The sequence below is a fragment of the Marilutibacter chinensis genome (assembly GCF_021725675.1).
Taxonomy (GTDB): domain Bacteria; phylum Pseudomonadota; class Gammaproteobacteria; order Xanthomonadales; family Xanthomonadaceae; genus Marilutibacter; species Marilutibacter chinensis.
This window is the reverse complement of record NZ_JAKJPO010000001.1, coordinates 705,772-728,975: the sequence shown is the minus strand read 5'-3', so window position 1 is coordinate 728,975 and position 23,204 is coordinate 705,772. Positions and strand designations below refer to the sequence as shown.

Here is a 23,204-nt window from a genome sequence, read left to right as displayed (position 1 = left end):
GGAGCCGGCACGCCGTCCGGCCCCTCCCGACAGGAGTCCTTTCTTGTCCAGTCCGTTTTCGTCCAGTCCTCCGATCAAGCCACGTACCCCGGCCGGGGTGATGGAGCTGCTGCCGCCCGAGCAGATCGCCTTCCAGCGCCTGCTCGACACCATCCGCCGCAACTTCGAGCGCTTCGGCTTCCTGCCGGTCGAGACCCCGGTCATGGAGCTGTCGGAAGTGCTGCTGACCAAGTCCGGCGGCGAGACCGAGCGCCAGGTCTATTTCGTGCAGTCGACCGGCGCGCTCGAGAAGGCCGGCGAAGGCCTGCCCGAGCTGGCGTTGCGCTTCGACCTGACCGTGCCGCTGGCCCGCTACGTGGCCGAGCACGAGCACGAGTTGGCATTTCCATTCCGCCGCTACCAGATGCAGCGCGTGTACCGCGGCGAGCGCGCCCAGCGCGGCCGCTTCCGCGAGTTCTACCAGTGCGACATCGACGTGATCGGCAAGGACAGCCTGAGCGTGCGCTTCGACGCCGAGATGCCGGCCGTGATCCACGCGGTGTTTTCGGAGATGGCGATCGGCAAGTTCACCATCCAGATGAACAACCGCAAGCTGATGCGCGGCTTCTTCGAAGCACAGGGCATCGCCGACCCGGAGCGCCAGGCGCTGGTGCTGCGCGAGGTCGACAAGCTCGACAAGCGGGGCGAGGACCACGTGCGGGAGACGCTGACCGGCGAGGGCTTTGCGCTGCCGGCCGAGGCGGTCGCGCGGATCCTCGAGTTCGTCAAGGCGCGTTCCAGTTCGCATGCCGACGCGATCGCCCGGCTCGACGCGCTCGTCGACGATGCCTCCGCCAATCAGGCCCTGCGCGACGGCGTTGCCGAACTGCGCGAGGTGCTGGAGCTGGTCCGCGCACTGGGCGTGCCGGAGGACCACTACGCGCTGAACTTCTCGATCGCGCGTGGCCTCGACTACTACACCGGCACGGTCTACGAGACCACCCTGGACGCGTATCCGCAGATCGGTTCGATCTGTTCCGGCGGGCGCTACGAGAACCTCGCCAGCCACTACACCAAATCGAAGCTGCCCGGCGTCGGCATCTCCATCGGCCTGACCCGGTTGTTCTGGCAGTTGCGCGATGCCGGCGTGATCGACGTCGCCGACAGCACCGTGCAGGCGATGGTCGCGCTGATGGATGCCGATGGCCTGACCGATGCGCTCGACATCGCGCGGCGACTGCGCGCCGGCGGCATCAACACCGAGGTGCAGATGGAGCCGCGCAAGCTCGGCAAGCAGTTCCAGTACGCCTCGCGCGCGGGCATCCGTTTCGTCGTGATGGCGGGCGAGGACGAGAAGGCGCGCGGCGTGGTCGCGGTCAAGGACCTCAAGCGCGAGATGCAGTTCGAGGTCGCCCGCGAGGAGCTGGCCGGCTCGCTCAAGGTCGAGCTGGAGCAGGCGCGGGTGCTGGAAGGACGATGAGGCAGGGATCGGGCATGGATTCCGCGGATGAACGCGGATAAGGCATTTCGTTCATTCGGATCCGTTCGCGTTCATCCGCGTCGATCCGCGGCTCAAGGGCTTTTGAAGACTCAATGAAACCGATCAGACTCGATGGCCGCTCGCTGACGCGGACGCAACTGGTGGACGTCGCCTACGGCGCGCACGTCGAACTCGCGCCGGAACAGTTGCCGGCGGTGGCGCGCGCGGCCGAATTCCTGGCCGAGCAGGTCCGCCGCGAGGAACCGATCTACGGCGTTTCCACCGGATTCGGCAGCAACGCCGACCGCCTGCTCGGCGCGCACCGCCTGCGCGAGGCGTTGCCGGGCGTGGCCGCCAGCGACGAGACCCTGCACGAGGAACTGCAGCGCAACCTGATCGTCACCCATGCGGTCTGCGTCGGCGAGCCGTTCGCGCCCGAGGTGGTGCGCGCGATGCTGTGCATCCGCATCAACACGCTGCTGCGCGGGCACTCGGGCGTGCGGGTGGAGACCCTGCAGGCGTTGACCGCGATGCTCAATGCCGGCGTGGTGCCGGTGGTGCCGCAGCTGGGGTCGGTCGGTGCGTCCGGCGACCTGGCGCCGCTGTCGCATCTGGCGATCGTGCTGCTCGGCGGCGGCGAGGCATTCCACCGGGGCGAACGCATGCCGGGTGGTGAAGCACTGGCGCGCGCGGGTCTGGAGCCGGTGCGGCTGTCCTACAAGGAAGGCCTGGCGCTGAACAACGGCACCGCGCAGATGCTGGCCTGCGGCGTGCTGGCGCTGCACCGGCTGGAGGACCTGCTCGATACCGCCGATCTCGCCGCGGCGATGACGATCGACGCCTTCGCCGGCCGCCTGGGCGCGTTCGCCGAGGAAGTGCACGCATTGCGCCCGCATCCGGGGCAGGTCCAGGTCGCGGCCAATCTGCGCCGCCTGCTCGAAGGTTCGACGCTGTCGGACATTCCCTACCACCTGGTGCCGCGCTTCCGGCCATGGCTGCCGCACAGCTGGAGCGTGCTGTCAGCGAGTCTGCCGGGAGCGCATGCGCTGCGCTTCGACATCGGCTGGGACTGGGTGCCGCTGGACCAGCGCCACGGCCGCGAGAAGTTCTACACCCGGTTCCGGCCGTTCCGCGGCGGCAAGAAGCACCAGCCGCAGGACAGCTACTCGCTGCGCTGCATCCCGCAGGTGCACGGTGCGGTGCGCGATGCCGTCGCCCAGGCCGCGCGGGTGCTGGAGATCGAGCTCAACGCGCTGACCGACAACCCGATCGTGTTCCCGGATGCCGACAGGCAGCACGTCGAGGAGCAGGTCATCTCCGCTGGCCATTTCCACGGCATGCCGCTGGCGCTGGCGATGAGCTACGTGAAGGCAGCGATCCCGGTGCTGGCCAGCATCTCCGAGCGCCGCCTCAACAAGCTGGTCGACCCGGCCACCAACGACGGCCTGCCGGCATTCCTGATCGGCAACGAGGACTCGACCGAGTCCGGCCACATGATCGTGCAGTACACCGCGGCGGCGATCGTCAACGATCTGTCCAGCCGCGCGATGCCGGCCTCCGTGTATTCGATCCCGACCAGCGCCAATGCCGAGGACCACGTGTCGATGGGCGCGAACGAAGCCCGCCACGTGCTGGCGATGGTCGCCGACCTGGGCAAGGTGCTGGCGCTGGAGCTGTACACCGCGGCGCAGGCGCTGGATCTGCGCCGGGACATGATCAACGCCGCTCGCGACCTGTCGCGGCACGCCGATGCCGACGCGCTCGCGGCCAAGGTCGCCGGGATGCCGGCCAGCGACGCGCCGGCCCGCGACAGGTTCATGGCCGAAGTCGAGGGTCTGCGTGCCGAGCTCGCCGAGTCGGGCGAGTATGGCCCCGGGATCGCGGTCGCGGCCGCGCACGCGGCGATCCGCGAGGCGATTCCGTTCCTCGAGCGCGACCGCGCGCTGGATGCCGAGGTCGCGACGGCGGTGCGCCTGGTGGAGGACGGGCGGGTGATCGCCGCCGCCCGCTCGGCGCTCGGCGTAGACTGAGCGTCAGCTCGCCGTTTCAGCCGGCGACGGTGGAGGTCCGCACGCAGTTGCGGCCTTCCGCCTTGGCCTGATACAGCGCGCGGTCGGCGCGCTCCAAGGCGGCGTCGATCCCGCCCGCCGTCGCGATGTCGATCTGGTGCACGCCGATACTGGTGGTCACCACCGTCTTGCGGTTGAGCGCTTCGCATGGCGCCGAGTCGAGCTGGTGGCGGATCTTTTCCGCCGCAGCGGTGGCGGCAGCGAGATCGTGATCGGGCAGGGCGGCGACGAACTCTTCGCCACCGAAACGCGCGACCAGCGCACGATGCGGGCGCAGTGCATCGCCGATCGCATGGGCCGCCCAGCGCAGGCAGGCGTCGCCGGCCAGGTGGCCGTGACGGTCGTTGATCTCCTTGAAGTGATCGAGGTCGATCATCAGCAGCGACAGCGGGCGCCCGCCGGATCGCGCCTCCTCGAGCATCGGCGCCAACTGCTCGTGGAAATGCCGGCGGGTGTGCAGGCCGGTCAGTGCGTCGCGCTGGCTGGATTCGCGCAGCCGTGCATGGGCATCGCCGAGCTGGCCCAGCGCCTCGCTCAGCTCGCGGGTGCGTTTCTCGACCTGGTGCTCGAGCTGCCGTTTCGCGTCGCGGACAATGCGCTCGTTCTCGTTGCGCAGGGCAGCGTAGCGGTGTCCGAGGGCGATCGACAGCAGCAGCATCTCCAGCGCAGAGCCGATCTGCACGCCGTACTCGGTGACGAAGGTCTTCGGCAGCAGCGCGAAGGCGACCGAGGCGAACATCGCCGTCCCGACCAGGAACGTCGCCCACGCAAGCAGGAATATCCGTGCCGGCGCGTAGCCGCGACGGATCGCCACGATCGCTTCCACCGCGACCCAGCCGACGCTGATGAACACGCTCGCCGACGCGAACGGCGTCGAGATGCGGTACGGGAGGAATGCCGAAGCGACGCCGAGCAGCAGGAAGAAGCCGATCAGGCCGAGCCCGACCCGGTCGCCGGTGGGCCAGCGGTTGCGCAGGTCGAGGAACCTGCGCGCGAACTGCTGGACGCCGACCTGAGCCAGGCATATCGACAGTGGCACCGATCTGTCGGCCATCCAGGCCGAGTCCGGCCACAGGTATTCGAAGCCCAGTCCGTTGAGGGTGAACAGCACCAGTCCGAACGCGGTCAGGTGGAACACGTACCAGAAATAGCTCGAGTCGCGCGTGGTCAGCCACAGCACCAGGTTGTAGAAGAACAGCGACAGCAGGATCCCGTAGTAGAGGCCGATTCCGAACTGCACGTCGCGCGACATCTCGGCGAACGCGGTCGGCGTGTAAAGCCGCAGGGGGACCTGCATCGAGCTTTCGCTCTGGATGCGGATGAACAGGTCGACCGGCTGGTCCGCTGGCAGGTCCAGCCAGAAATTGGGGTGCCGGTAGCGGACACTGCGTGCCGAGAACGGTCGGTGATCGCCCCCCTGGTGGTGCTCCATCCGTCCATCGGGATGCAGGGCGTAAAGGTCGATACTGTCGCTGAGCGGGTACTGCTGGACCAGCAGCCACTGACTCTCGTCGGGATCGCGGTTGACGATGCGTGCGTGGAACCAGAACGCGCCGTCCTGGAAGCCGAACGAGTTGTTGCCGCCGGGCAGGGGAGCGAAGGCGCCGTCGCGCCGTGCGGCGACGGCATCCTCCAGGCGCATTCCACCGGCGACGTCGTGCAGGAAGCTGACGTGCGGGGCGAGGACGAACTCGGACGAATCCTTGGGCAGCAGTGCCGGCGCCATCTCGCTGGCATGGCCGGGGTGGGCGTGGAATCCGGACAGCAGCAGGAGTCCGAGCACGACGCCGGGCCAGAAGCCTCTGATCCGCATCCGCAAATCCTTGAGTGACAGTTGAACAACCCCCTGTGGCGCCCTGAGTGTACTTCGGAGCGCGCCCGGACAGAGCCGGTGTTCCACGCAGGGGCTTGACGACGGCCACCACGGTCGAATAATGTATTAACGCGTTAATACATTATTCTGTAGATGGGCAGCGCGCTGCGATGAAACGACGCCAACACGATGAAGAGACCGGGGATGCGCTGGCCGAGCTGGCCCAGGCGCTGGCCGGGCTGCGCACGGCCGAGCAGGTCCGCGCGTTCCTGGAGGACCTGTGCACCCCGGCCGAACTGGAGGCGATGACCGACCGCTGGCGGGTCGTGCCGCTGTTGGCCCGGGGGATCCCGTATCGCGAGATCCACGATCTGACCCAGGTCAGCGTCACCACGATCGGGCGGGTCGCGCGGACGATGGAGCGCGGTACCGGCGGTTATGCGATGGCGATGGCGCGCACGCGCGCGGCAACCCGTTGAGGACGGAGCAGGAACGATGAATCCGAAGACCGGCAACGGCGCGCGCGACCGCCTGCGGATCGCGATACAGAAGTCCGGCCGGCTGGCCGAGCCGGCCCGGGCGCTGCTGACCGCCTGCGGGCTGAGCTGGCGCGAGAGCCGCGATCGCCTGTTCTGCTACGGCGAGAGCCTGCCCGTGGACCTGCTGCTGGTCCGCGACGACGACATCCCGGGCCTGATCCGCGACGGAGTCTGCGATCTGGGCGTGGTCGGCCGCAACGTGCTGCTCGAGCAGGACATCGCGCTGAAGGCCGGGGGTGGGAGCGAGGCGTTCCGCGAATGGCGGCCGCTCGGCTTCGGTGGCTGCCGGCTCGCGATCGCGGTGCCGGAAACCTGGGCCTGGCAGTCGCAGGCGCAGCTCGCCGGCACCCGCCTGGCGACCAGTTACCCGGCGATCCTGCGCCAGTGGCTGGACGGACAGGGAATCGCCGCCGAGGTTGTCGAGCTGTCGGGCTCGGTCGAGATCGCGCCCCGGCTCGGACAGGCGGATGCGATATGCGACCTGGTGTCCAGTGGCGCGACCCTGGCCGCGAACCAGCTCAAGCCGGTGATGACCCTGCTGGAGAGCGAGGCGGTGCTGGCCGGGCCGTCATCGGCCACGAGCGGTGCATCCGGTCTCGACCAGGCGACACCCCGCCAGCCCGCGTTTGACGGGATCTGGGACGACGCCCGTGCCGGGCTGGCCGAGCTGCTGCTGCGCCGGCTCGACGGGGTGCTGCGGATGCGTCACAGCAAGCTGCTGATGTTCCAGGCCTCGCGCGAGGCGATTCCATCGCTGCTGCCTCTCCTGCCGGATGCGGAAGCGCCGACGGTGATGCAGATCGACGGCGGCGACGGCCTGGCCCTGCAGGCGCTGTGCCACGGTGCGGTGACCTGGCAGCGGCTGGAGGAACTCAAGCGGGCAGGCGCACGCGGGCTGCTGGTGCTTCCGGTGGAAGGGATGCTGGCATGAACCGCGTCGAATGGGCCAGGCTCGATCCGGCGCAGCGTGAGGCGGTGCTGACGCGCCCCGCTGCCGCGCAGGCGCCCGAGGTGACGCGGACGGTGGCGGCGATGCTGGACGACGTGCGCGTCCGCGGCGAGGCTGCGCTGCGCGAATACGCGCGTCGTTTCGACGGCGTGGACCTGGACGGCTTCCAGGTCGGCGAGGACGAGTTCGAGCGGGCCGCAGACAGCCTGCCGCCGGTGCTGCGCGACGCGATCGACGACGCGGCCGGACGGATCGAGCGTTTCCATCGCGACGGCATGGCCGTGGCCTACGCGGTCGATACCGCCGATGGCGTCCGCTGCGAGCGCATCCTGCGCCCGATCGGGCGGGTCGGATTGTACGTACCGGCCGGTTCCGCGCCGTTGCCGTCCACCGCGCTGATGCTGGGCGTGCCTGCGCGCCTGGCCGGCTGCCGCGACGTGGTGCTGTGCACGCCGCCGCGCGCCGATGGCAGCGCCGATCCAGCCGTGCTGTACGCCGCTGCCGCATGCGGTATCGGTGGCACGCCGCGCGGCGGGGTGTTCAAGCTCGGCGGGGTGCAGGCGATCGCGGCGATGGCTTACGGCGCTGCCGGCGTGCCTGCCTGCGACAAGCTGTTCGGGCCCGGCAATGGATGGGTCACCGAGGCCAAGCGGCAGGTGTCCGCGGGCGGCGCGGTCGGCATCGACATGCCGGCCGGCCCGTCGGAGGTGCTGGTGATCGCCGATGCCGGCGCGAACCCGGCCTTCGTCGCCGCCGACCTGCTGTCGCAGGCCGAGCATGGTCCCGATTCCCAGGTGCTGCTGCTCAGCGACGATCCGGCGCTGATCGAGCGGGTCGGGCGGGCGCTGGAGCAACAGCTGAAGGCGCTGCCGCGCGAAGGGATCGCCCGGCAGGCGCTGGCCGGCTCCTACCTGATCCATGTCGAATCGCTGCAACAGGCGTTCGACATCAGCAACCGCTATGCGCCCGAGCACCTGATCCTGGCCCTGCGCGACGCGCGTGCCCAGCTGGACCGGGTGCAGGCGGCGGGCTCGGTGTTCCTCGGCGACTGGGCTCCGGAGGCGCTCGGCGATTACTGCAGCGGCACCAATCACGTGCTGCCGACCGCGGGTGCCGCCCGTTACTGCAGCGGCGTCAGCGTCGCCAGTTTCCAGGTCGCGATCACCGTGCAGGAAGTGCAGCCGCGCGGATTGGCGGCGATCGGCCCGTGCGCGGCCGAACTGGCCGCCGCCGAAGGGCTGGAGGCGCACCGGCGCGCGGTCACCCTGCGCCTGGAGGCTGCGGCATGAGCGCGGACACGGTCAACGGCGTGCTCGACCTGGTCCGCCCCGATCTGCGCGACTTCGCCGGTTACCGCTCCGCGCGCAGCGACCGGACCGAGGGCCGGATATGGCTCAACGCCAACGAATCGGCCTGGGACAGCCCGGCCGCGGCGGGCGCCGGACTGCGCCGCTATCCGGAGCCGCAGCCACAGGCCTTGCGCGAGGCACTCGCCGGCATGTACGGGGTCGCACCGTCGCAGGTGCTGGTCGGGCGAGGCAGCGACGAGGGCATCGATCTGCTGATCCGCGCGCTCTGCCGTCCCGGCGCCGATGCGGTCGTGATCACCTCGCCCACCTTCGGCATGTACGCCGTGTGCGCGCGGCTGCACGGTGCCCGGGTCGTCGACGTGCCGTTGCTGGACACCGCCGACGGCTTCGAGTGCGATTTCGAGGCGGTCGCCGCCGCCAGCGAGCGCGCGGCGGCGCGGATCGTGTTCCTGTGCTCGCCCGGCAACCCGTCCGGCACCCTGTTGCCGCGCGATGCGATCCGCCGGCTTGCCTCGCGCCTGCGGGGCCGGGCGGTGGTCGTGGTCGACGAGGCCTACATCGAATACGCGCAGGCGGCTTCGCTGGCGAGCCTGCTGGACGAGTTCGACAACGTCGCGGTCCTGCGCACGCTGTCGAAGGCGCACGCGCTGGCCGCCGCGCGGATCGGCACGGTGATCGCGGCGGACGCGCTGATTGGCGTGCTGCAGCGTTGCCAGGCGCCGTATCCGCTGCCGCTGCCCTGCGTCGAAGCGGCGCTGGCTGCCGTCTCCCGTGCCGCCCGCGACGTCACCGTCGGCCGCGTACAGGCGACGGTTGACGAGCGCCAGCGCCTGTATGCCGCGTTGCGGAGCCTGCCGGGCGTGCGCCGGGCGTATCCGTCGCGCGCCAATTTCCTGCTCGTTCGGTTCGACGATGCCGGGGGCGTGTGCCGCCGGTTGCTCGATGCCGGCGTGGTGGTCCGCGACATGCGTGCCCAGGACGCGCTCGGGGACGCCCTCAGGATCAGCATCGGCACCCCCGAGCAGAGCGCGCAGGTGCTGGAAGTGTTGCGGCGTGGAAGCGGCGCCGGAGCCCGGGTGGCGGTCGCATGAGCAGCGCACTGCGACCGATCCTGTTCGTCGACCGCGACGGCACCCTGATCGCCGAGCCGCCCGACCACCAGATCGACAGCTACGAGAAACTGCGCTTCGTCGACGGCGTGGTGCCGGCATTGCTGCGACTGCGCGACGCCGGCTACCAGTTCGTGATGGTCAGCAACCAGGACGGGCTGGGCACCGAAGCCTACCCGCGCGAGAGCTTCGAGGGGCCGCACGCGCTGATGATGCAGCTGTTCGAGAGCCAGGGCATCGTGTTCCGCGAGGTGCTGATCGACACCAGCTTCCCGGACGACAACGCGCTCACCCGCAAGCCGGGGATCGGACTGGTGCTGCACTACCTGAAGGATCGCAGCGTCGACTGGACGCGGTCGGCAATGGTCGGCGACCGTCCCACCGACAACGCGTTCGCGCGCAACCTGGGCATCCGCGCGTTCCAGCTGCGCAACGGCGAGTTCGGTGGCGACTGGGACTGGGCGGGGATCGCGCACGCGCTGGCCGACGCGCCGCGGACGGCGAAGATCAGCCGCAACACCCGCGAGACCCGGATCGAGGTCGAAGTCGACCTCGACCGCGCAGCCGAGCCGCGCGTGTCGACCGGGATCGGCTTCTTCGACCACATGCTCGAACAGCTCGGCAAGCACGGCGGTTTCGCGCTGACGCTGAGTTGCGAGGGCGATCTGCACATCGACGAGCACCACACCGTCGAGGACTGCGCACTGGCGTTGGGCCAGGCACTGCGCGAGGCGCTGGGCGACAAGCGCGGGATCGGCCGTTACGGATTCGATCCGTCCGAAGGTTCCGGGCCCGTGGCGGGCAACGGCGGCGGACATGGGTTCACCCTGCCGATGGATGAATCGCTGGCCAGCGTCGCGCTGGACTTCTCCGGCCGTCCCTACCTGGTGTTCGAAGGTACGTTCCGCAGTGAGCGGATCGGAGGACTGTCGGCGCAGATGGTGCCGCACTTCTTCCGTTCGCTGTGCGAAACCGCCGGGATCAATCTGAACCTGCGGGTCGACGGCGACAACGACCATCATCAGGTCGAGGCCTGCTTCAAGGCGTTCGCCCGTGCGTTGCGCCAGGCGATCCGGCGCGAGGGCAACGAGCTGCCCAGCACCAAGGGGTTGCTGTGATGGGAGAGCTGTGATGCAGGTGGTGGTGATCGATTCCGGCGGCGCGAACATCGGTTCGGTGCGCTATGCGCTGGAGCGGCTCGGCGTGGATGCGGTGCTGAGCGCGGATCCCGACCGGATCCGGGCCGCGGACCGGGTGATCCTGCCTGGAGTGGGCGCGGCGGCCGCGGCGATGGCGCGGCTGCGGCGGCTGGATCTGGTCGAAGTCATCCGTGGCCTGCGTCAGCCGCTGCTCGGGATCTGCCTGGGTATGCAACTGCTGTACGAGTCGTCGGAAGAGGGCGATGTCGATTGCCTCGGTCTGTTGCCCGGACGCGTCACCCGGCTCGAGGGTGGCCCCGGGCTGCGGGTCCCGCACATGGGCTGGAATGCCCTGGATATCGACGCCGACAGTGCGCTGCTGGCAGGCATCGAGCCCGGCGCCTACGCGTACTTCGTCCACGGCTACGCAGCGCCGGTGAGTGCGGATACCCTGGCCAGTTGCAGCCACGGACGCCGGTTCGCTGCCGTCTGTGGCCGCGGCAACCGCTTCGGTGCGCAGTTCCATCCCGAGCGCTCGGCCGCCACCGGCGCACGCATCCTCGAGAACTTCATCGCCCGGGGCGAGGCGAGGGCGGCGGCATGACGTGGGCCGCCCCGTTCCGGGTCCTGCCGGCGATCGACGTTCGCGACGGCCGCGTGGTCAGGCTGCTGCAGGGCGACTACGACCGCGAGACCCGCTACCCATCGACACCGCTGGAAACCGCACAGCGCCATGCCGAGGCCGGTGCGCGCTGGTTGCACCTGGTCGATCTCGACGCCGCCCGGGTCGGCGGCTACACCCTGCTGCCGCTGCTGGAGGCCATCAAGGCGACGACGGCGTTGAAGGTCCAGACCGGTGGCGGCGTGCGCGACCGCGACGGCATCGCGGCGATGCTGGCCGCGGGCGCGGACCGCGTCGTGATCGGTTCGCTGGCGGTGAGCGAGCCGGAACGGGTGATCGACTGGGCGACGCAGCTCGGTACCGATCGCGTCACGGTGGCACTGGATACCCGCCGAGACGATGCCGGCCGCTGGCGCCTGCCGATTTCCGGCTGGACCGCGACCGCCGAAGCCGGGCTCGATACCCTGCTGCGCCGCTACGCCGATGCGGGCCTGCGACACCTGCTGTGTACCGACATCGACCGCGACGGCACCCTGCGCGGGCCCAACCTCGGGCTGTACCGGCACGTGCTGGAGATCGCACCGGAGCTGCGCCTGCAGGCTTCCGGCGGCATCCGCGACGTCGAGGACGTGCGCGCCGCGCGCGAGGCCGGCTGCAGTGGGGCGGTGCTCGGCAAGGCCCTGCTCGACGGCCGCCTCGACCTGCCGGCGGCGCTGGCGCTGGAGGCTCCGCCGTGCTGAGCCGCCGCATCATCCCGTGCCTGGACGTGCGCGACGGGCGTGTCGTCAAGGGCGTACGCTTCCGCGACCACATCGACATGGGCGACATCGTCGGGCTGGCGCTGCGCTATCGCGACGAAGGCGCCGACGAGCTGGTGTTCTACGACATCACCGCCAGTCCGGAGCGGCGCCGGGTCGACCGCGACTGGGTCGAGCGGGTCGCGCGTACGATCGACATCCCGTTCTGCGTCGCCGGCGGAATCCGCAGCGTCGAGGATGCGCGCAGCGTGCTGTACGCCGGCGCGGACAAGATCTCGATCAACACGCCGGCGCTGGAACGGCCGGCGCTGATCGCCGAGATTGCCGACGCGTTCGGGGTGCAGTGCGTGGTGGTCGGGATCGACAGCCTGCGCGACGAAGATGGCCAGTGGCGGGTGCGCCAGTACAGCGGGGACCCTGCGAAGATGCGGGCGCTGGCCCGGCGCACGCTCGACTGGCTGGTCGAGGCGCAGCGGCTGGGTGCCGGTGAGATCGTGCTCAACTGCATGGGCAGCGACGGCGTGCGCGGCGGCTACGACATCGGGCAGCTGCAGGCCGCGCGCTCTTTGTGCGAGGTGCCGCTGATCGCATCCGGCGGCGCCGGCGCGGCGGCGCATTTCGCCGAGGTCTTCCGCCACGCCGATGTCGACGGTGCGCTCGCGGCCAGCGTGTTCCACTCCGGCACGATCGCCATTCCCGCGCTGAAGCGCGAACTGCGGAGTCAGGGAATCGAGGTGCGCGATGGAGGGTGAGAACCAAGCGGGCTGTCTGCGGAAGGCCGCGGCTTCGATGGCGGACTTCCAGCTCGACCGGCTGGCCTGGGACAAACAGGGCGGGCTGCTGCCGGCGGTCGTGCAGGACGCGGAAACGCTGCGGGTGCTGATGCTGGGCTACATGGACCGCGGTGCACTGGAGGCGACGCTGGCATCGCGACGGGTCACCTTCTTCAGTCGCAGCAAGCGGCGGTTGTGGACCAAGGGCGAGTCCTCCGGCCATTTCCTGGACCTGGTTTCGCTGCAGGCCGACTGCGACGGCGACACCCTGCTGGTGCTGGCTCGGCCGAATGGGCCGACCTGCCACCTGGGCAGCCCCAGTTGCTTCCCTGACGCGCCCGGCGACTTCCTCGCCGAACTCGGCGCCGTGGTCGAGCAGCGTGAAAAGGAGCGCCCGGCAGGCAGCTACACCACCCGGCTGTTCGATGCCGGCACCCGTGCGATCGCACAGAAGGTCGGAGAGGAGGGCGTGGAAACGGCGCTGGCCGCGGTCGCGCAGGACGAGGCGGCGTTGGGCGACGAGTCCGCGGACCTGCTCTACCATCTGCTGGTGCTGTTACGCGCGCGCGGCCTCGCGTTGTCCGACGCCGTCGCGGTGCTGCGGCGGCGGCACGGCTCTGGGTGATCCGCCAGTCGATGAGCCAGTCGATCGGCCAGTCGATCCGTCAGGACCGGCCCTGTGTCGCTCTGTTGTCGCGGCCGGCGGGCATAATCGGCCTCCCCTGAACGAGAGCCGATGATGGAGCCGATCCCGATGCGAATGACGTGCGCCTGGGCGGTTCTTGCCGTAGCGGTCGCGTTGGCGGCCGGGCGGCCCGCGACGGCGCGTACCGCGGCGCCGGATTGCGATGGCGGCACCGTGTATCTGGATGCCGACCGCGATGGCCATCGCGATGCCGGCGAGCCCGGGCTGGCCGGGGTGAAGGTGTCCGATGGCGCCGTCATCGTCGAAACGGATGCGAACGGGCGCTACCGGCTGCCGGCGATCGATGGCCGCAGCCGCTTCGTGATCAAGCCGCCGGGGCACGCGGTGCCGACGCGGGCGAACGGGCTGCCGGACTACTGGGGCAATCTGCAGCGCGAGCCCGGCCCAGGCCTGGAGTACGGCGGTGTGCCGGTCGGCACCGATGGCTGTCGCGACTTCGCGCTCTGGCCTGCGCGCACGGCCGACGACGTGACGGCCGCGCCGGACGGACGGGGACTCGACGTGCTGGTGTTCGGCGATCCGCAGCCGAAATCGCAGGTCGACGTCGACTACTACCGCCGCGACATCGTCGAACCGCTGCTGGCCGCGTCGACCGCACCGGGCCGGGCCGACGCCGCGCTGGGCATCAGCCTGGGCGACATCGTCAACGACGATCTCTCGCTGTACCCGGCGATGAACGCGGTCACCGCGCGGATGGGCATTCCGTGGCTGCACGTGCCCGGCAACCACGACCTCGACTTCGACGCGCCCGACGACGTCGCATCGCTGTCGACGTTCCGCCACCACTACGGCCCGGAGACCTTCGCCTGGGAGGAGCCGCAGGCATCGTTCGTGGTGCTCGACGACGTGATCTACCGGCCCGGGCAGAGCCCGCGTTACGTCGGCGGACTGCGCGAGGACCAGTTCGCGTTCCTGCAGCAGTACCTGGCGCGCGCACGACGGGATCGCCTGCTGGTGATCGCCGTGCACATCCCGTTCTTCGACACCGTACCGGGGCAGGAGACCTTCCGTCGCGCCGACCGCGAGCGGCTGTTCGCGATGCTGCAGCCCTTCGAGCACGTGCTGCTGCTGAGCGCACACAGCCACATGCAGCAGCAGGTGTGGCATGGTCCGGACAGCGGCTGGCATGGCGCGAATCCGCTGCACGAGTACAACGTCGGCGCGACCTGCGGCTCGTTCTGGTCCGGAGTGAAGGACGCGGAGGGGATTCCCGACACCACGATGCGCGACGGCACTCCGAACGGCCATGCGCGGCTGCGGGTGCGGGCCGACGGCAGCCATGCGCTGCAGTGGCGGGTCGCGCGGCTGCCGGCGGATCGCAGCGACCTGACCCACGCCATCGCGCTGCATGCGCCGAAGGTGCTGCGCCGCGGTGCCTGGCCGGGTTACGGCGTGTATGCGAACGTTTTCATGGGCGACGCGGACACCCGGGTCGAATACCGGGTCGACGGCGGCGAATGGCAGCCGATGCGGCGGGTGCTGCGTGCCGATCCGCGGGTGCTCGCCGAGAACGCCGCCGACGATGCCGCGGCGACGCTGCGCGGCTACGATCGCCAGGCCGACGCCGAGGTATCCAGCCATCTGTGGCGCGGTGCGCTGCCCACGGATCTGGACGTCGGCGTTCACCATGTCGAGGTGCGGGCGTTCGACCGCTGGCAGGGCGAACAGCGTGCAGGTATCGATTACCGGCTCGCCGAGGCGCAGCCATGAACGCGGGGAGCTGACCATGGCTGCCGGGAACGGAATGGAAGCTCCAGCGGCCGCTGCGTTGCCCGGCGACCTGCCGGTCAGGCGTTTCGCCACCGTCGCCGCGTGGGACAGATGGCTGTCCACGCATCCCGGTGCGGCCGGGCTGTGGCTGAAGATCGCAAAGAAGGACGGCGGCGCGACCAGCATCGGATATGCCGAGGCGCTCGACGTCGCCCTCTGCCATGGCTGGATCGATGGCCAGAAGCGCGCCTGCGACGCGCGGTTCTTCCTGCAGCGCTTCACTCCGCGTCGTCCCGGCAGCGTGTGGTCGAAGATCAACGTCGGCAAGGCCGAGGCACTGATCGCGGCCGGGCGGATGCGCGAAGGCGGCCTGCGCGAGGTCGAGGCGGCGCGGGCGGACGGGCGCTGGGCGGCGGCCTACGAGTCGGCCAGCCGCATGCAGGTGCCGGCCGAACTCGAGGCGGCGCTGGCGGGCGATCCGGCGGCGCAGGCCTTCTTCGATCAGCTCGACCGGACCAACCGCTATGCGTTCTGCTGGCGGGTGCAGACCGCGAAGAAGGCCGAGACCCGAGTTGCCCGCGCGGAGAGGTTCGCGGCGATGCTGGCGCGGGGCGAGAAGCTGCACGGCTGAACGGGGATGATGTCGGCTGCGCCCGGACATCTCCCGAAGTCTGCTTCGCAAACCTTGGGCCCCGCCGTTGCGCTCCCACACCTCCATTCGCATCTGCGATGCGAATCGCCCCCCTGACTCAGGGGGCAGGGTCGCTCGCCTCCACGTGTAGGAGCGGCGTGAGCCGCGATGAAGCCTTCCCATGCAAGCCCGATCGCGGCTTACGCCGCTCCTAAGGGAATGATGGGTTCCCGGTCAATCCTGAAGCTCGAGCTTCATGCCTTCATGCGAGGCGACGAATCCCAGCGACTGGTAGAACCGCAGCGCGTCGGGGCGGCGCTTGTCGGTGGTCAGCTGGAGCAGACGACAGCCGCGTTCCCGGGCGAGCCCGGTCGCCCATCCGAACATCTCCCGGCCCAGCCCACGGCCGCGCATGGACGCGGCGATGCGAACGCCTTCGATCAACGCGCGGGATCGGCCCTGGTAGGTCAGCGATGGAATCACGGTGAGCTGGAGAACGCCCACGATCTCGTCAGCGCCGTCGACAGCGACGATCAGGGTGTTGTTCGGGTCGCCCGCGATCGATTCGAACGCCACGCGATAGGTATCGGGAAGCGGCACGGCATAACGTTCGCGTTCGCGGCCCAGCGCGTCGTCGGCCAGCAGCCTCACGATCGCCGGGAGGTCGTCGGCCTGCGCCTCGCGGAACGCAATGCCGGCCAGCGAGCCGGACTTGCCGGCGTTCACGGCCCGACGCCGAGTGCGTCGAAGGTCTCGCTGCGCGGGTGGCCATGGGCCGCGTCGCCCTCGCGCGGCTGCGGGTAGTCGTCGCGGCGGTCGATCAGCGCGGTGGCCAGGCCGGCCTCGCGGGCGGCGTCGAGCTCCTCGACCACGTCTGACAGGAACAGGACCTCGCCGGCGGGAACACCGATCGCCTCGACGATGCGGCGGTAGCTGTCGGCCTCGCGCTTGCCGCCGATCTCGGTATCGAACCAGCCGGAGAACAGCCCGGTCAGATCGCCGGCATCGCTGTGGCCGAAGAACAGCCGCTGCGCCGGCACGCTGCCGGACGAGTACACGTACAGCGGCAGGCCGGCGGCGTGCCAGGCTTCCAGCGTGGCGGCCGCATCCGGATAGATGTGCGCGGTGAAGTCGGCGCTGCGGTAGCCGTCGGCCCAGATCATCCCCTGCAGGGCCTTGAGCGCGGTGTGCTTGCGGTCCTCGTCGATCCAGCCCTGCAGCACCTCGACGATCATGCGGTCGCTGCAGATGCCGCCGTTCTCGGTCGCCACCGCGTCCAGCCACTTGCGCACCCCCGGCTCGTTGCCGCGCGCCTGCACGAAGCCGGGCAGGGCGCGGCGTGCGTACGGGAACAGCACGTCCTTGACGAAGGAGATGCTGCTGGTGGTGCCTTCGATGTCGGTGAGGATGGCTTTTGGCATTGGCTCAGGGCATTCGGGGCTGCGGGTCAACGCGGATGCATTCGGATAAGGCGCAGCGCATTCCAGAACGCCATATCCGTATTGATCCGCGACATCCGTGGCGGGAAGGAATCACTCGTAGCGCGGGAACTTCTGCGCGATGTCGGTGCCGGTGAAGTGGCCGACCCAGCCGTCGGGTTCGGTGAAGAAGCGGATCGCGACGAAGCTCGGTTCAGGCCCCATGTCGAACCAGTGGGTGGTGCCGTCGGGAACCCCGATCAGGTCGCCGGCTTCGCACAGGATCTCGTAGACCTTGTCGTCGACATGCAGGGTGAACAGACCCGAGCCGGCGACGAAGAAGCGGACCTCGTCCTCCTTGTGGAAATGCTCGTCGAGGAACTTGCCGCGCATCGCCTCGCGCTGCGGGTTGTCCGGCGCGATGCTGACCACGTCGACGGTACGGAAGCCGCGCTCGGCGACCAGGCGGTCGATGTCGGCGCGGTAGGCGTCCATGATCGCTTCCGGCGCATCGCCCGGCCGGACCGGTTGCGTGGCCTGCCATTGTTCGAACGAGACGCCGATGCGACCGAGTTCGCGGGCCATCTCGGCATGGTCGTGCGTCGTCAGGTGCGGTGCCGATGGGTCGTGGTCGGAGAATATGCGCAGGCGGCTCACTCGTGTTTCCTCCAGGTTCCGCCGGGCCATTCCGGCGGTTTCGCGCCCGGGACGGGCGCGGTTGCGGACCGGCGCGGCCGACGCTCCCGGTCCGCCGCAGGCCGGGACCGGCCTCAGAATTTCCTCATTTCCAGCTCGCAGCCGAGCAGGAACTCGAACGCCTCCAGGTGCCGGCGGGCCTCGGCCATGTCGCGGCCCCACGCGTAGAGGCCGTGGCCGTCGATCAGGTAGCCCCACATCGGCTGGGCATCGAGCAGCGCGTCGACCTGGGCGGCGAGGGTCGGCATGTCCTGGCTGTTGGGCAGCACCGGCAGCTCGACCGTCATCTCGTGGGTGGTGTTGCCGGCGAAGGCTTTCAAGAGCTCGTAGCCTTCCAGGTGGATGTGGCCGTTGCCGGAAAACAGGCGCGAAGCCACGGTCTGGACCAGCGAATGGGTGTGCAGGACGCAGCCGATCTCCGGGAAGCGCCGGTACAGGCGGGTGTGCAGCAGGGTCTCGGCGGAGGACTTCCTGTCGGTGGCGACCGGCTGGCCGTCGAGGTCGACGACCATGATGTCGGCCTCGGTCAGCTTGCCCTTGTCGCGTCCGGATACGGTGATCGCGACGTGCTCGTCGTCCATCCGCAGCGAGAAGTTGCTGCTGGTCGCCGGGGTCCAGCCGCGTTCGGACAGCTCGCGGATGTTGACGATCAGTTCGCCCGCGCAATGGGACAGGCGGGCGGGGTCGTAGGGGAGAGCGCTCATGCCGCAATTCTAGCGTGCGTGGTGGGTGTGCGAGGGGAAGCCGGCGGCTTCCGGACAGTTGGCCGGCGCTTCAAGCCCCCTTGGTAAGGGGGCGGCTCGCGCCGCAGGCGCGAGCGGGGGATTGGGAGTACGAGCCGGGACCCAAGGTTTGCGCAGCGAACCTTGGGGTGGCATGGCCGCAAGGCGGCAATGCCATGCTCCCCCTTGGTAAGGGGGCGGCTCGCGCCGCAGGCGCGAGCGGGGGATTGGAGGCATGGCCTGGGGCCCGAAGTTTGCAACGCAAACTTCGGGAGCTTAATTGGCGCATGCGCCAATTAAGCCAGCGCGTTGACCAGCACCATCAGTACCAGCAGCGGGGCGACGATCCGCATGATCCAGCGCCACAGCGTGAACAGCCATTGCGGCAGGCCCGCGAGCTGCTCGCGCAGGATGCTTTCCTTCACCACCCAGCCGGTGAACAGCGCGATCAGCAGGCCGCCGAACGGCAGCATCAGGTCGTTCGAGATCAGGCCGATGAAGGTCATGATGTCCTGGCCGAACGGCCGTACGTCGGCGAGGTGGTTGAAGCCGAACACCGACAGCAGGCCGAGCATCCAGCACAGCCCTGCGAGGGAGAACGACGCGGCCCGGCGGCTCATGATGCCCTGTTCCACCAGCCAGGCCGTGCCCGGCTCGAGCAGCGAGATCGACGAGGTCCACGCGGCGAAGGCGAGCAGCACGAAGAACAGCAGCCCGTACACGGTGCCGAACGGCATCTCGTTGAAGGCCAGCGGCAGCGAATTGAAGATCAGGCCGGGGCCGCCGCCGGCGGGATCGATGCCGAAGGCGATCACGATCGGGAAGATCGCCAGTCCCGCCAGCAGCGCCACCGTCGTGTCCGCGGCGGCGACGGTCACGCCGACGCGGGGGATCGAGATGCCGTTGGGCAGGTAGGCGCCGTAGGTGATGATCGAGCCCATCGCCAGGCTGAGGGTGAAGAAGGCCTGGCCCATCGCGCTGGCGACGACCGAGGCCGACACCTTGCTCCAGTCGGGCTTGAACAGGAACGCCGCCGCCTCGCCGAGGTGGCCGGTGGTGGCGCCGTAGCCGACCAGCACCAGCAGCAGTACGAACAGCGCCGGCATCAGGAACTTCACCGACCGCTCCAGGCCCTTCTCGACGCCGAGTGCGACCACGCCGACGGTCAGCAGCATGAACAGCAGGTGCCAGAAGGTCAGCGTGCCGGCGCTGGCGAGCATGCCGTTGAAGCTGGCGGCGGGGTCGCTGATCGGATCCGCGCCGAACAGCTGCGCGAGGTAGAGCCAGGCGTAGCGCAGGGTCCAGCCACCGACCACGCTGTAGAAGCTCAGGATCAGCACGCCGGCGAGAATGCCGTTCAGGCCGGCGCCGCCCCAGACGCGCGAAGCGCCGGACTCCTCGGCGGTACTGGCCAGCGAATTGACGGGGCTCTGGCGCCCGTGGCGGCCGATCAGGATCTCGCTGAGCAGGATCGGCAGTCCCAGGACGGCGATGCAGGCCAGGTACACCAGCACGAAGGCGCCGCCGCCGTTGTCCGAAGCCAGGTAGGGAAAGCGCCAGATGTTGCCGAGTCCGACCGCCGACCCGGTGGCGGCGAGGATGAAGGCCAGGCGGGAGGACCACATGCCGTGGATCGATTTCTTTTCCATAACGCTTCGCTGTGCCTCGCGGGGATGCAGGTATCTACGGGGTTACGGCTGTGGGGAGGCCGGTGTGGAATGGTCGGTCGCGGACACCGCCGCCTCGGCATGCGGCGTCACGCGCAGGATCTTGAAACCGGCGTAGGCGAGGATCGCCGACACGAACGGGCTGACCAGGTTGAAGAACGCGTACGGCAGGTAGTCCAGGGTGGCGACGCCGAGGGTGACCGCCATGTAGGCGCCGCAGGTGTTCCATGGAATCAGCGGCGAGGTGATCGTGCCGGCGTCCTCGAGCGCGCGCGACAGGTTGACCGGAGCCAGGCCGCGGCGCGCGTATTCGGGCCGGTACAGGCGGCCGGTCAGCACGATCGACATGTACTGGTCGGCGGCGATGGCATTCGCGCCGACGGCGGTTGCCAGGGTCGCCGCGATCAGCGAGCCGGTGGTCCGGGCTGCCTTCAGCACGCTGCGGATCATCCGCTCGAGCAGGCCGGTCTTCTCCATCACCGCGCCGAAGCCCATCGCGCAGATGATCAGCCAGATCGTGTTGAGCATGCTGCTCATGCCGCCGCGGCTGAGCAGCTCGTCGGCGGCGGCATTGCCGGTGCCCGCCTTGTAGCCGTCGGCGAGCGCGCTCCAGACCCCGGCCAGCATCGCCAGCGGCCGCGACAGCGCTTCCTTGTCGGCCAACGCGACGACCCGGTCGGGCTGGAACGCCACCGCGAACACGCCGCCCAGCAGCGCGCCGATCAGGATCGTCGGATAGGCCGGGAACCGGCGTACCGCCAGCACGAACACGACCACCAGCGGAACCAGCAGGTGCGGGCCGAGGTTGAACTGGCCCGCCAGCACCGTCGGCAGGTCGTCCAAGCCGCCGCCGCCTTCGCCGCGGGAGGCGCCCAGCCCGACCACGGTGAACAGCACCAGCGCGATCACGATGCTCGGCACCGTGGTCCAGGTCATGTGGCGGATATGTGCGAAAAGCTCGCTGCCTGCCGCGGCGGGGGCGATGTTGGTGGTATCCGACAGCGGCGACATCTTGTCGCCGAAATAGGCGCCGGAGATGACCGCGCCGGCGGTGATCGCCGGCGACATGTCGAGCCCCTGGGCGACGCCGATCAAGGCGACGCCGAGGGTGCCGGCGACCGTCCACGAGCTGCCGATCGCCAGCGCCACGATCGCGCAGATCAGGCACGCGGCCGGATAGAAGATCGACGGGTGCAGCAGCTTCAGGCCATAGACGATCAGGGTCGGTACCGTGCCGCTGAGGATCCAGGTGCCGATCAGTGCGCCGACCGCGAGCAGGATGAAGATCGGCACGATCGCCAGCGAGATGCCGTGGACCAGACTGTCCTGGATTTCCTGCCAGCGTTGGCCGTTGCGCAGCCCGACCAGCGCGGCGACGCCGGCAGCCAGCATCAGCGACACCTGGTTGGCGCCGTAGGAAGCGTCCGAGCCGTAGACGTAGACCGCGCCGGCCAGCAGCACGGCCAGGAAGACAAGGGGCGTCAGCGCCTGCAGCAGGCTGGGTTCGCGTGGAGTGGACATCATGCGATCAGCCCCGTGCACGGCGCAGCTTGCTATGGCCGTAGCCGTAGCCGAAGTAGATCAGGAAACCGACCGCCGTCCAGGCCGCCAGCAGGGCCCAGTTGTACCAGCCCATGAAACCGACCAGCGCAAGGCACGACAGCGCACCGAGAATGCAGATCAGCGGCGCTGCCGGCACCCGGAACGAGCGCGGCAGATCCGGGCGGGTGCGGCGCAGGATCAGCACGCCGACGCATACGGTGGCGAACGCGAGCAGGGTGCCCATCGAAACCAGGTCGCCGAGCACCCCCAGCGGGAAGAAGGCGGCCAGGATGGCGGCGATGATCGCCACCACCACGGTTGCCTTGTGCGGGGTGTGGTGCTTCGGGTGAACGGCGCCGAAGAACCTGGGCATCAGCCCGTCGCGGGACATCGCGAAGAAGATGCGCGGCTGGCCCATCAGCATCACCAGGATCACCGATGTCAGGCCGGCGACCGCGCCAACCTCGATCGCGAACTTCAGCCAGCCCAGGGCCGGATAGTTTTCCAGGGCGGTGGCGACCGGCTTGGCGGTACCGAGCTGGGTATAGGGCAGCATGCCCGTCAGAATCGCAGCGACGACGATGTACAGGATTGTGCACACCACCAGCGAGCCGAGGATGCCGATCGGCATGTCGCGCTGCGGATTCTTAGCTTCCTGTGCCGCTGTGGAGACCGCATCGAAGCCGATGTAGGCGAAGAACACGATCGATGCGGCGCGCAGTACGCCAGGCCAGCCGAAGCGGTCGCCGCCCTCGTTGGCGGGAATGAACGGAGTCCAGTTGTCGGGATTGACGTACTGCGAACCGAAGCCGATCAGCGCCAGGATCACCGTCACTTTGACCGCCACGATGACCGCATTGGCGGTGGCCGACTGGCGGATGCCGATGTAGCACAGGTAACCGACGCCGCAGACGATCAGCACCGCCGGCAGGTTGAACAGCGAACCGGTCGCGGCGAACTGCCCGTTGGCGTATGTCACCGGCGCCGAGACGAACATCGCCGGGAACTTCCAGTCGCTGCCCATCATCTGTGCGGTCGATTCCATCAGGCTGACCGTGTAGGCCGACCAGCCCACCGCGACCGCAGACGCGGCGAACAGGTATTCCAACACCAGGCTCCAGCCGACGAACCAGGCCACCGCCTCGCCGAGGGTGGCGTAGGTGTAGCTGTAGGCGCTGCCGGAGACTGGAATCATCGACGCGAACTCGGCGTAGCACAGGCCGGCGAACGCGCAGGCGATTCCCGCGAGAACGAAGCTGAGCATGATCGCAGGGCCGGCATGATTGGCAGCCGCCTGGCCGGTCATCACGAAGATGCCCGCTCCGATGATTGCACCGACACCTAGCAGGACCAGATGGCGGGCGGTCAATACACGTTTGAGATTCGCCTCCCCTTGCAGCGTGCCCTCCACCGGCTCACCGGCATCGACGTGCGCGGCGGGTTCCACCGGTTTGGTGACGAACAGATCTTTGAACATCGGGTTCCCCTGGGGATGGTGATCCGCCGCCCGTTCAGGCGGCGCAGCGAGCGTATGGCCGTGGGGGGCGCGCCACCTTAACCCACGCGGGAAAG

21 protein-coding genes are annotated in these 23,204 nt (G+C 69.3%); 13 read left to right on the top strand and 8 right to left on the bottom strand.

All coding sequences use genetic code 11. The annotated features are described in order from the left end of the window. Positions 1 to 73: 73 nt before the first annotated feature. Both hisS and L3V18_RS03245 read left to right on the top strand, forming a co-directional pair. A complete protein-coding gene (gene hisS, locus L3V18_RS03250) occupies positions 74 to 1,459 on the top strand; it encodes a histidine--tRNA ligase (protein WP_343226311.1) in 1,386 nt (461 codons plus the stop codon). Between the two features lie 113 nt (positions 1,460 to 1,572). Next, positions 1,573 to 3,489 (top strand): HAL/PAL/TAL family ammonia-lyase, encoded by a 1,917-nt coding sequence (locus L3V18_RS03245; RefSeq protein WP_237053155.1) that lies wholly within the window; start codon positions 1,573 to 1,575, stop codon positions 3,487 to 3,489. Positions 3,490 to 3,505: 16 nt separating this feature from the next. Here the strand turns inward: L3V18_RS03245 and L3V18_RS03240 are convergent, their stop codons facing one another. After that, a complete protein-coding gene (locus L3V18_RS03240) occupies positions 3,506 to 5,341 on the bottom strand; it encodes a sensor domain-containing diguanylate cyclase (protein WP_237053154.1) in 1,836 nt (611 codons plus the stop codon). Between the two features lie 170 nt (positions 5,342 to 5,511). On the opposite strand from L3V18_RS03240, the gene L3V18_RS03235 reads away from it, so the two are divergent. From L3V18_RS03235 to L3V18_RS03185, 11 genes are all read left to right on the top strand, one after another. Further along, positions 5,512 to 5,820 carry a YerC/YecD family TrpR-related protein gene (locus L3V18_RS03235; protein ID WP_237053153.1) on the top strand — a complete coding sequence of 103 codons (309 nt, stop codon included), beginning with the start codon at positions 5,512 to 5,514 and terminating at the stop codon, positions 5,818 to 5,820. 16 nt (positions 5,821 to 5,836) lie between these two features. Beyond that, positions 5,837 to 6,811, top strand: coding sequence for an ATP phosphoribosyltransferase (gene hisG / locus L3V18_RS03230; RefSeq protein ID WP_237053152.1), 975 nt, complete (start codon positions 5,837 to 5,839; stop codon positions 6,809 to 6,811). Then, positions 6,808 to 8,118 (top strand): histidinol dehydrogenase, encoded by a 1,311-nt coding sequence (hisD, locus tag L3V18_RS03225; protein WP_237053151.1) that lies wholly within the window; start codon positions 6,808 to 6,810, stop codon positions 8,116 to 8,118. Before hisG ends, hisD begins: the two co-directional genes overlap by 4 nt. Then, on the top strand, positions 8,115 to 9,230 hold the full coding sequence (gene hisC / locus L3V18_RS03220) for a histidinol-phosphate transaminase (RefSeq protein WP_237053150.1): 1,116 nt from the start codon (positions 8,115 to 8,117) through the stop codon (positions 9,228 to 9,230). Before hisD ends, hisC begins: the two co-directional genes overlap by 4 nt. Positions 9,231 to 9,238: 8 nt before the next feature. Beyond that, positions 9,239 to 10,366: a bifunctional histidinol-phosphatase/imidazoleglycerol-phosphate dehydratase HisB gene (gene hisB, locus L3V18_RS03215; protein WP_237053699.1), complete on the top strand. Its 1,128-nt coding sequence runs from the start codon at positions 9,239 to 9,241 to the stop codon at positions 10,364 to 10,366. A 10-nt stretch (positions 10,367 to 10,376) separates the two neighbouring features. Beyond that, complete coding sequence (hisH, locus tag L3V18_RS03210) at positions 10,377 to 10,991, top strand: imidazole glycerol phosphate synthase subunit HisH (protein ID WP_237053149.1); 615 nt, start codon at positions 10,377 to 10,379, stop codon at positions 10,989 to 10,991. Beyond that, positions 10,988 to 11,749 carry a 1-(5-phosphoribosyl)-5-[(5-phosphoribosylamino)methylideneamino]imidazole-4-carboxamide isomerase gene (hisA, locus tag L3V18_RS03205; protein WP_237053148.1) on the top strand — a complete coding sequence of 254 codons (762 nt, stop codon included), beginning with the start codon at positions 10,988 to 10,990 and terminating at the stop codon, positions 11,747 to 11,749. Before hisH ends, hisA begins: the two co-directional genes overlap by 4 nt. Next, on the top strand, positions 11,743 to 12,519 hold the full coding sequence (gene hisF / locus L3V18_RS03200; protein ID WP_237053147.1) for an imidazole glycerol phosphate synthase subunit HisF: 777 nt from the start codon (positions 11,743 to 11,745) through the stop codon (positions 12,517 to 12,519). Before hisA ends, hisF begins: the two co-directional genes overlap by 7 nt. A gap of 37 nt (positions 12,520 to 12,556) precedes the next feature. Continuing rightward, the gene (hisIE, locus tag L3V18_RS03195; RefSeq protein WP_237053698.1) at positions 12,557 to 13,165 is read left to right on the top strand and encodes a bifunctional phosphoribosyl-AMP cyclohydrolase/phosphoribosyl-ATP diphosphatase HisIE; all 609 of its coding nucleotides are present in this window, start codon (positions 12,557 to 12,559) and stop codon (positions 13,163 to 13,165) included. 129 nt (positions 13,166 to 13,294) lie between these two features. Next, entirely contained in the window at positions 13,295 to 14,956 is a 1,662-nt protein-coding gene (locus tag L3V18_RS03190; protein WP_237053146.1) for a calcineurin-like phosphoesterase C-terminal domain-containing protein, read from the top strand. A gap of 34 nt (positions 14,957 to 14,990) precedes the next feature. Next, a complete protein-coding gene (locus tag L3V18_RS03185) occupies positions 14,991 to 15,587 on the top strand; it encodes a YdeI/OmpD-associated family protein (RefSeq protein WP_237053145.1) in 597 nt (198 codons plus the stop codon). Between the two features lie 234 nt (positions 15,588 to 15,821). Here the strand turns inward: L3V18_RS03185 and L3V18_RS03180 are convergent, their stop codons facing one another. From L3V18_RS03180 to L3V18_RS03150, 7 genes are all read right to left on the bottom strand, one after another. Beyond that, positions 15,822 to 16,313, bottom strand: a complete 492-nt coding sequence (locus tag L3V18_RS03180; protein ID WP_237053144.1) for a GNAT family N-acetyltransferase — start codon at positions 16,311 to 16,313, stop codon at positions 15,822 to 15,824. Then, positions 16,310 to 17,008 carry an acireductone synthase gene (gene mtnC / locus L3V18_RS03175; RefSeq protein ID WP_237053143.1) on the bottom strand — a complete coding sequence of 233 codons (699 nt, stop codon included), beginning with the start codon at positions 17,006 to 17,008 and terminating at the stop codon, positions 16,310 to 16,312. The genes L3V18_RS03180 and mtnC overlap by 4 nt, the downstream gene beginning before the upstream one ends. Before the next feature lie 111 nt (positions 17,009 to 17,119). Next, positions 17,120 to 17,662 carry a 1,2-dihydroxy-3-keto-5-methylthiopentene dioxygenase gene (locus tag L3V18_RS03170; protein WP_237053142.1) on the bottom strand — a complete coding sequence of 181 codons (543 nt, stop codon included), beginning with the start codon at positions 17,660 to 17,662 and terminating at the stop codon, positions 17,120 to 17,122. Between the two features lie 113 nt (positions 17,663 to 17,775). After that, positions 17,776 to 18,405: a methylthioribulose 1-phosphate dehydratase gene (locus L3V18_RS03165; RefSeq protein WP_237053141.1), complete on the bottom strand. Its 630-nt coding sequence runs from the start codon at positions 18,403 to 18,405 to the stop codon at positions 17,776 to 17,778. Positions 18,406 to 18,719: 314 nt separating this feature from the next. Then, positions 18,720 to 20,048 carry a sodium-dependent transporter gene (locus tag L3V18_RS03160; protein ID WP_237053140.1) on the bottom strand — a complete coding sequence of 443 codons (1,329 nt, stop codon included), beginning with the start codon at positions 20,046 to 20,048 and terminating at the stop codon, positions 18,720 to 18,722. Between the two features lie 66 nt (positions 20,049 to 20,114). Continuing rightward, positions 20,115 to 21,611, bottom strand: a complete 1,497-nt coding sequence (nhaC, locus tag L3V18_RS03155) for a Na+/H+ antiporter NhaC (RefSeq protein ID WP_237053139.1) — start codon at positions 21,609 to 21,611, stop codon at positions 20,115 to 20,117. Between the two features lie 7 nt (positions 21,612 to 21,618). Beyond that, positions 21,619 to 23,109, bottom strand: coding sequence for an amino acid permease (locus tag L3V18_RS03150; RefSeq protein ID WP_237053138.1), 1,491 nt, complete (start codon positions 23,107 to 23,109; stop codon positions 21,619 to 21,621). Between the last annotated feature and the right edge of the window lie 95 nt (positions 23,110 to 23,204).

Excerpts from the sequence above, each read along its gene's own strand:
- L3V18_RS03245 (WP_237053155.1), top strand. The coding sequence starts at position 1,573 with ATGAAACCGATCAGACTCGATGGCCGCTCGCTGACGCGGACGCAACTG.
- L3V18_RS03240 (WP_237053154.1), bottom strand. The coding sequence starts at position 5,341 with ATGCGGATCAGAGGCTTCTGGCCCGGCGTCGTGCTCGGACTCCTGCTG.
- L3V18_RS03235 (WP_237053153.1), top strand. The coding sequence starts at position 5,512 with ATGAAACGACGCCAACACGATGAAGAGACCGGGGATGCGCTGGCCGAG.
- hisG (WP_237053152.1), top strand. The coding sequence starts at position 5,837 with ATGAATCCGAAGACCGGCAACGGCGCGCGCGACCGCCTGCGGATCGCG.
- hisD (WP_237053151.1), top strand. The coding sequence starts at position 6,808 with ATGAACCGCGTCGAATGGGCCAGGCTCGATCCGGCGCAGCGTGAGGCG.
- hisC (WP_237053150.1), top strand. The coding sequence starts at position 8,115 with ATGAGCGCGGACACGGTCAACGGCGTGCTCGACCTGGTCCGCCCCGAT.
- hisA (WP_237053148.1), top strand. The coding sequence starts at position 10,988 with ATGACGTGGGCCGCCCCGTTCCGGGTCCTGCCGGCGATCGACGTTCGC.
- hisIE (WP_237053698.1), top strand. The coding sequence starts at position 12,557 with ATGGCGGACTTCCAGCTCGACCGGCTGGCCTGGGACAAACAGGGCGGG.
- L3V18_RS03190 (WP_237053146.1), top strand. The coding sequence starts at position 13,295 with ATGCGAATGACGTGCGCCTGGGCGGTTCTTGCCGTAGCGGTCGCGTTG.
- L3V18_RS03185 (WP_237053145.1), top strand. The coding sequence starts at position 14,991 with ATGGAAGCTCCAGCGGCCGCTGCGTTGCCCGGCGACCTGCCGGTCAGG.
- mtnC (WP_237053143.1), bottom strand. The coding sequence starts at position 17,008 with ATGCCAAAAGCCATCCTCACCGACATCGAAGGCACCACCAGCAGCATC.
- L3V18_RS03165 (WP_237053141.1), bottom strand. The coding sequence starts at position 18,405 with ATGAGCGCTCTCCCCTACGACCCCGCCCGCCTGTCCCATTGCGCGGGC.
- L3V18_RS03160 (WP_237053140.1), bottom strand. The coding sequence starts at position 20,048 with ATGTGGTCCTCCCGCCTGGCCTTCATCCTCGCCGCCACCGGGTCGGCG.
- nhaC (WP_237053139.1), bottom strand. The coding sequence starts at position 21,611 with ATGTCCACTCCACGCGAACCCAGCCTGCTGCAGGCGCTGACGCCCCTT.
- L3V18_RS03150 (WP_237053138.1), bottom strand. The coding sequence starts at position 23,109 with ATGTTCAAAGATCTGTTCGTCACCAAACCGGTGGAACCCGCCGCGCAC.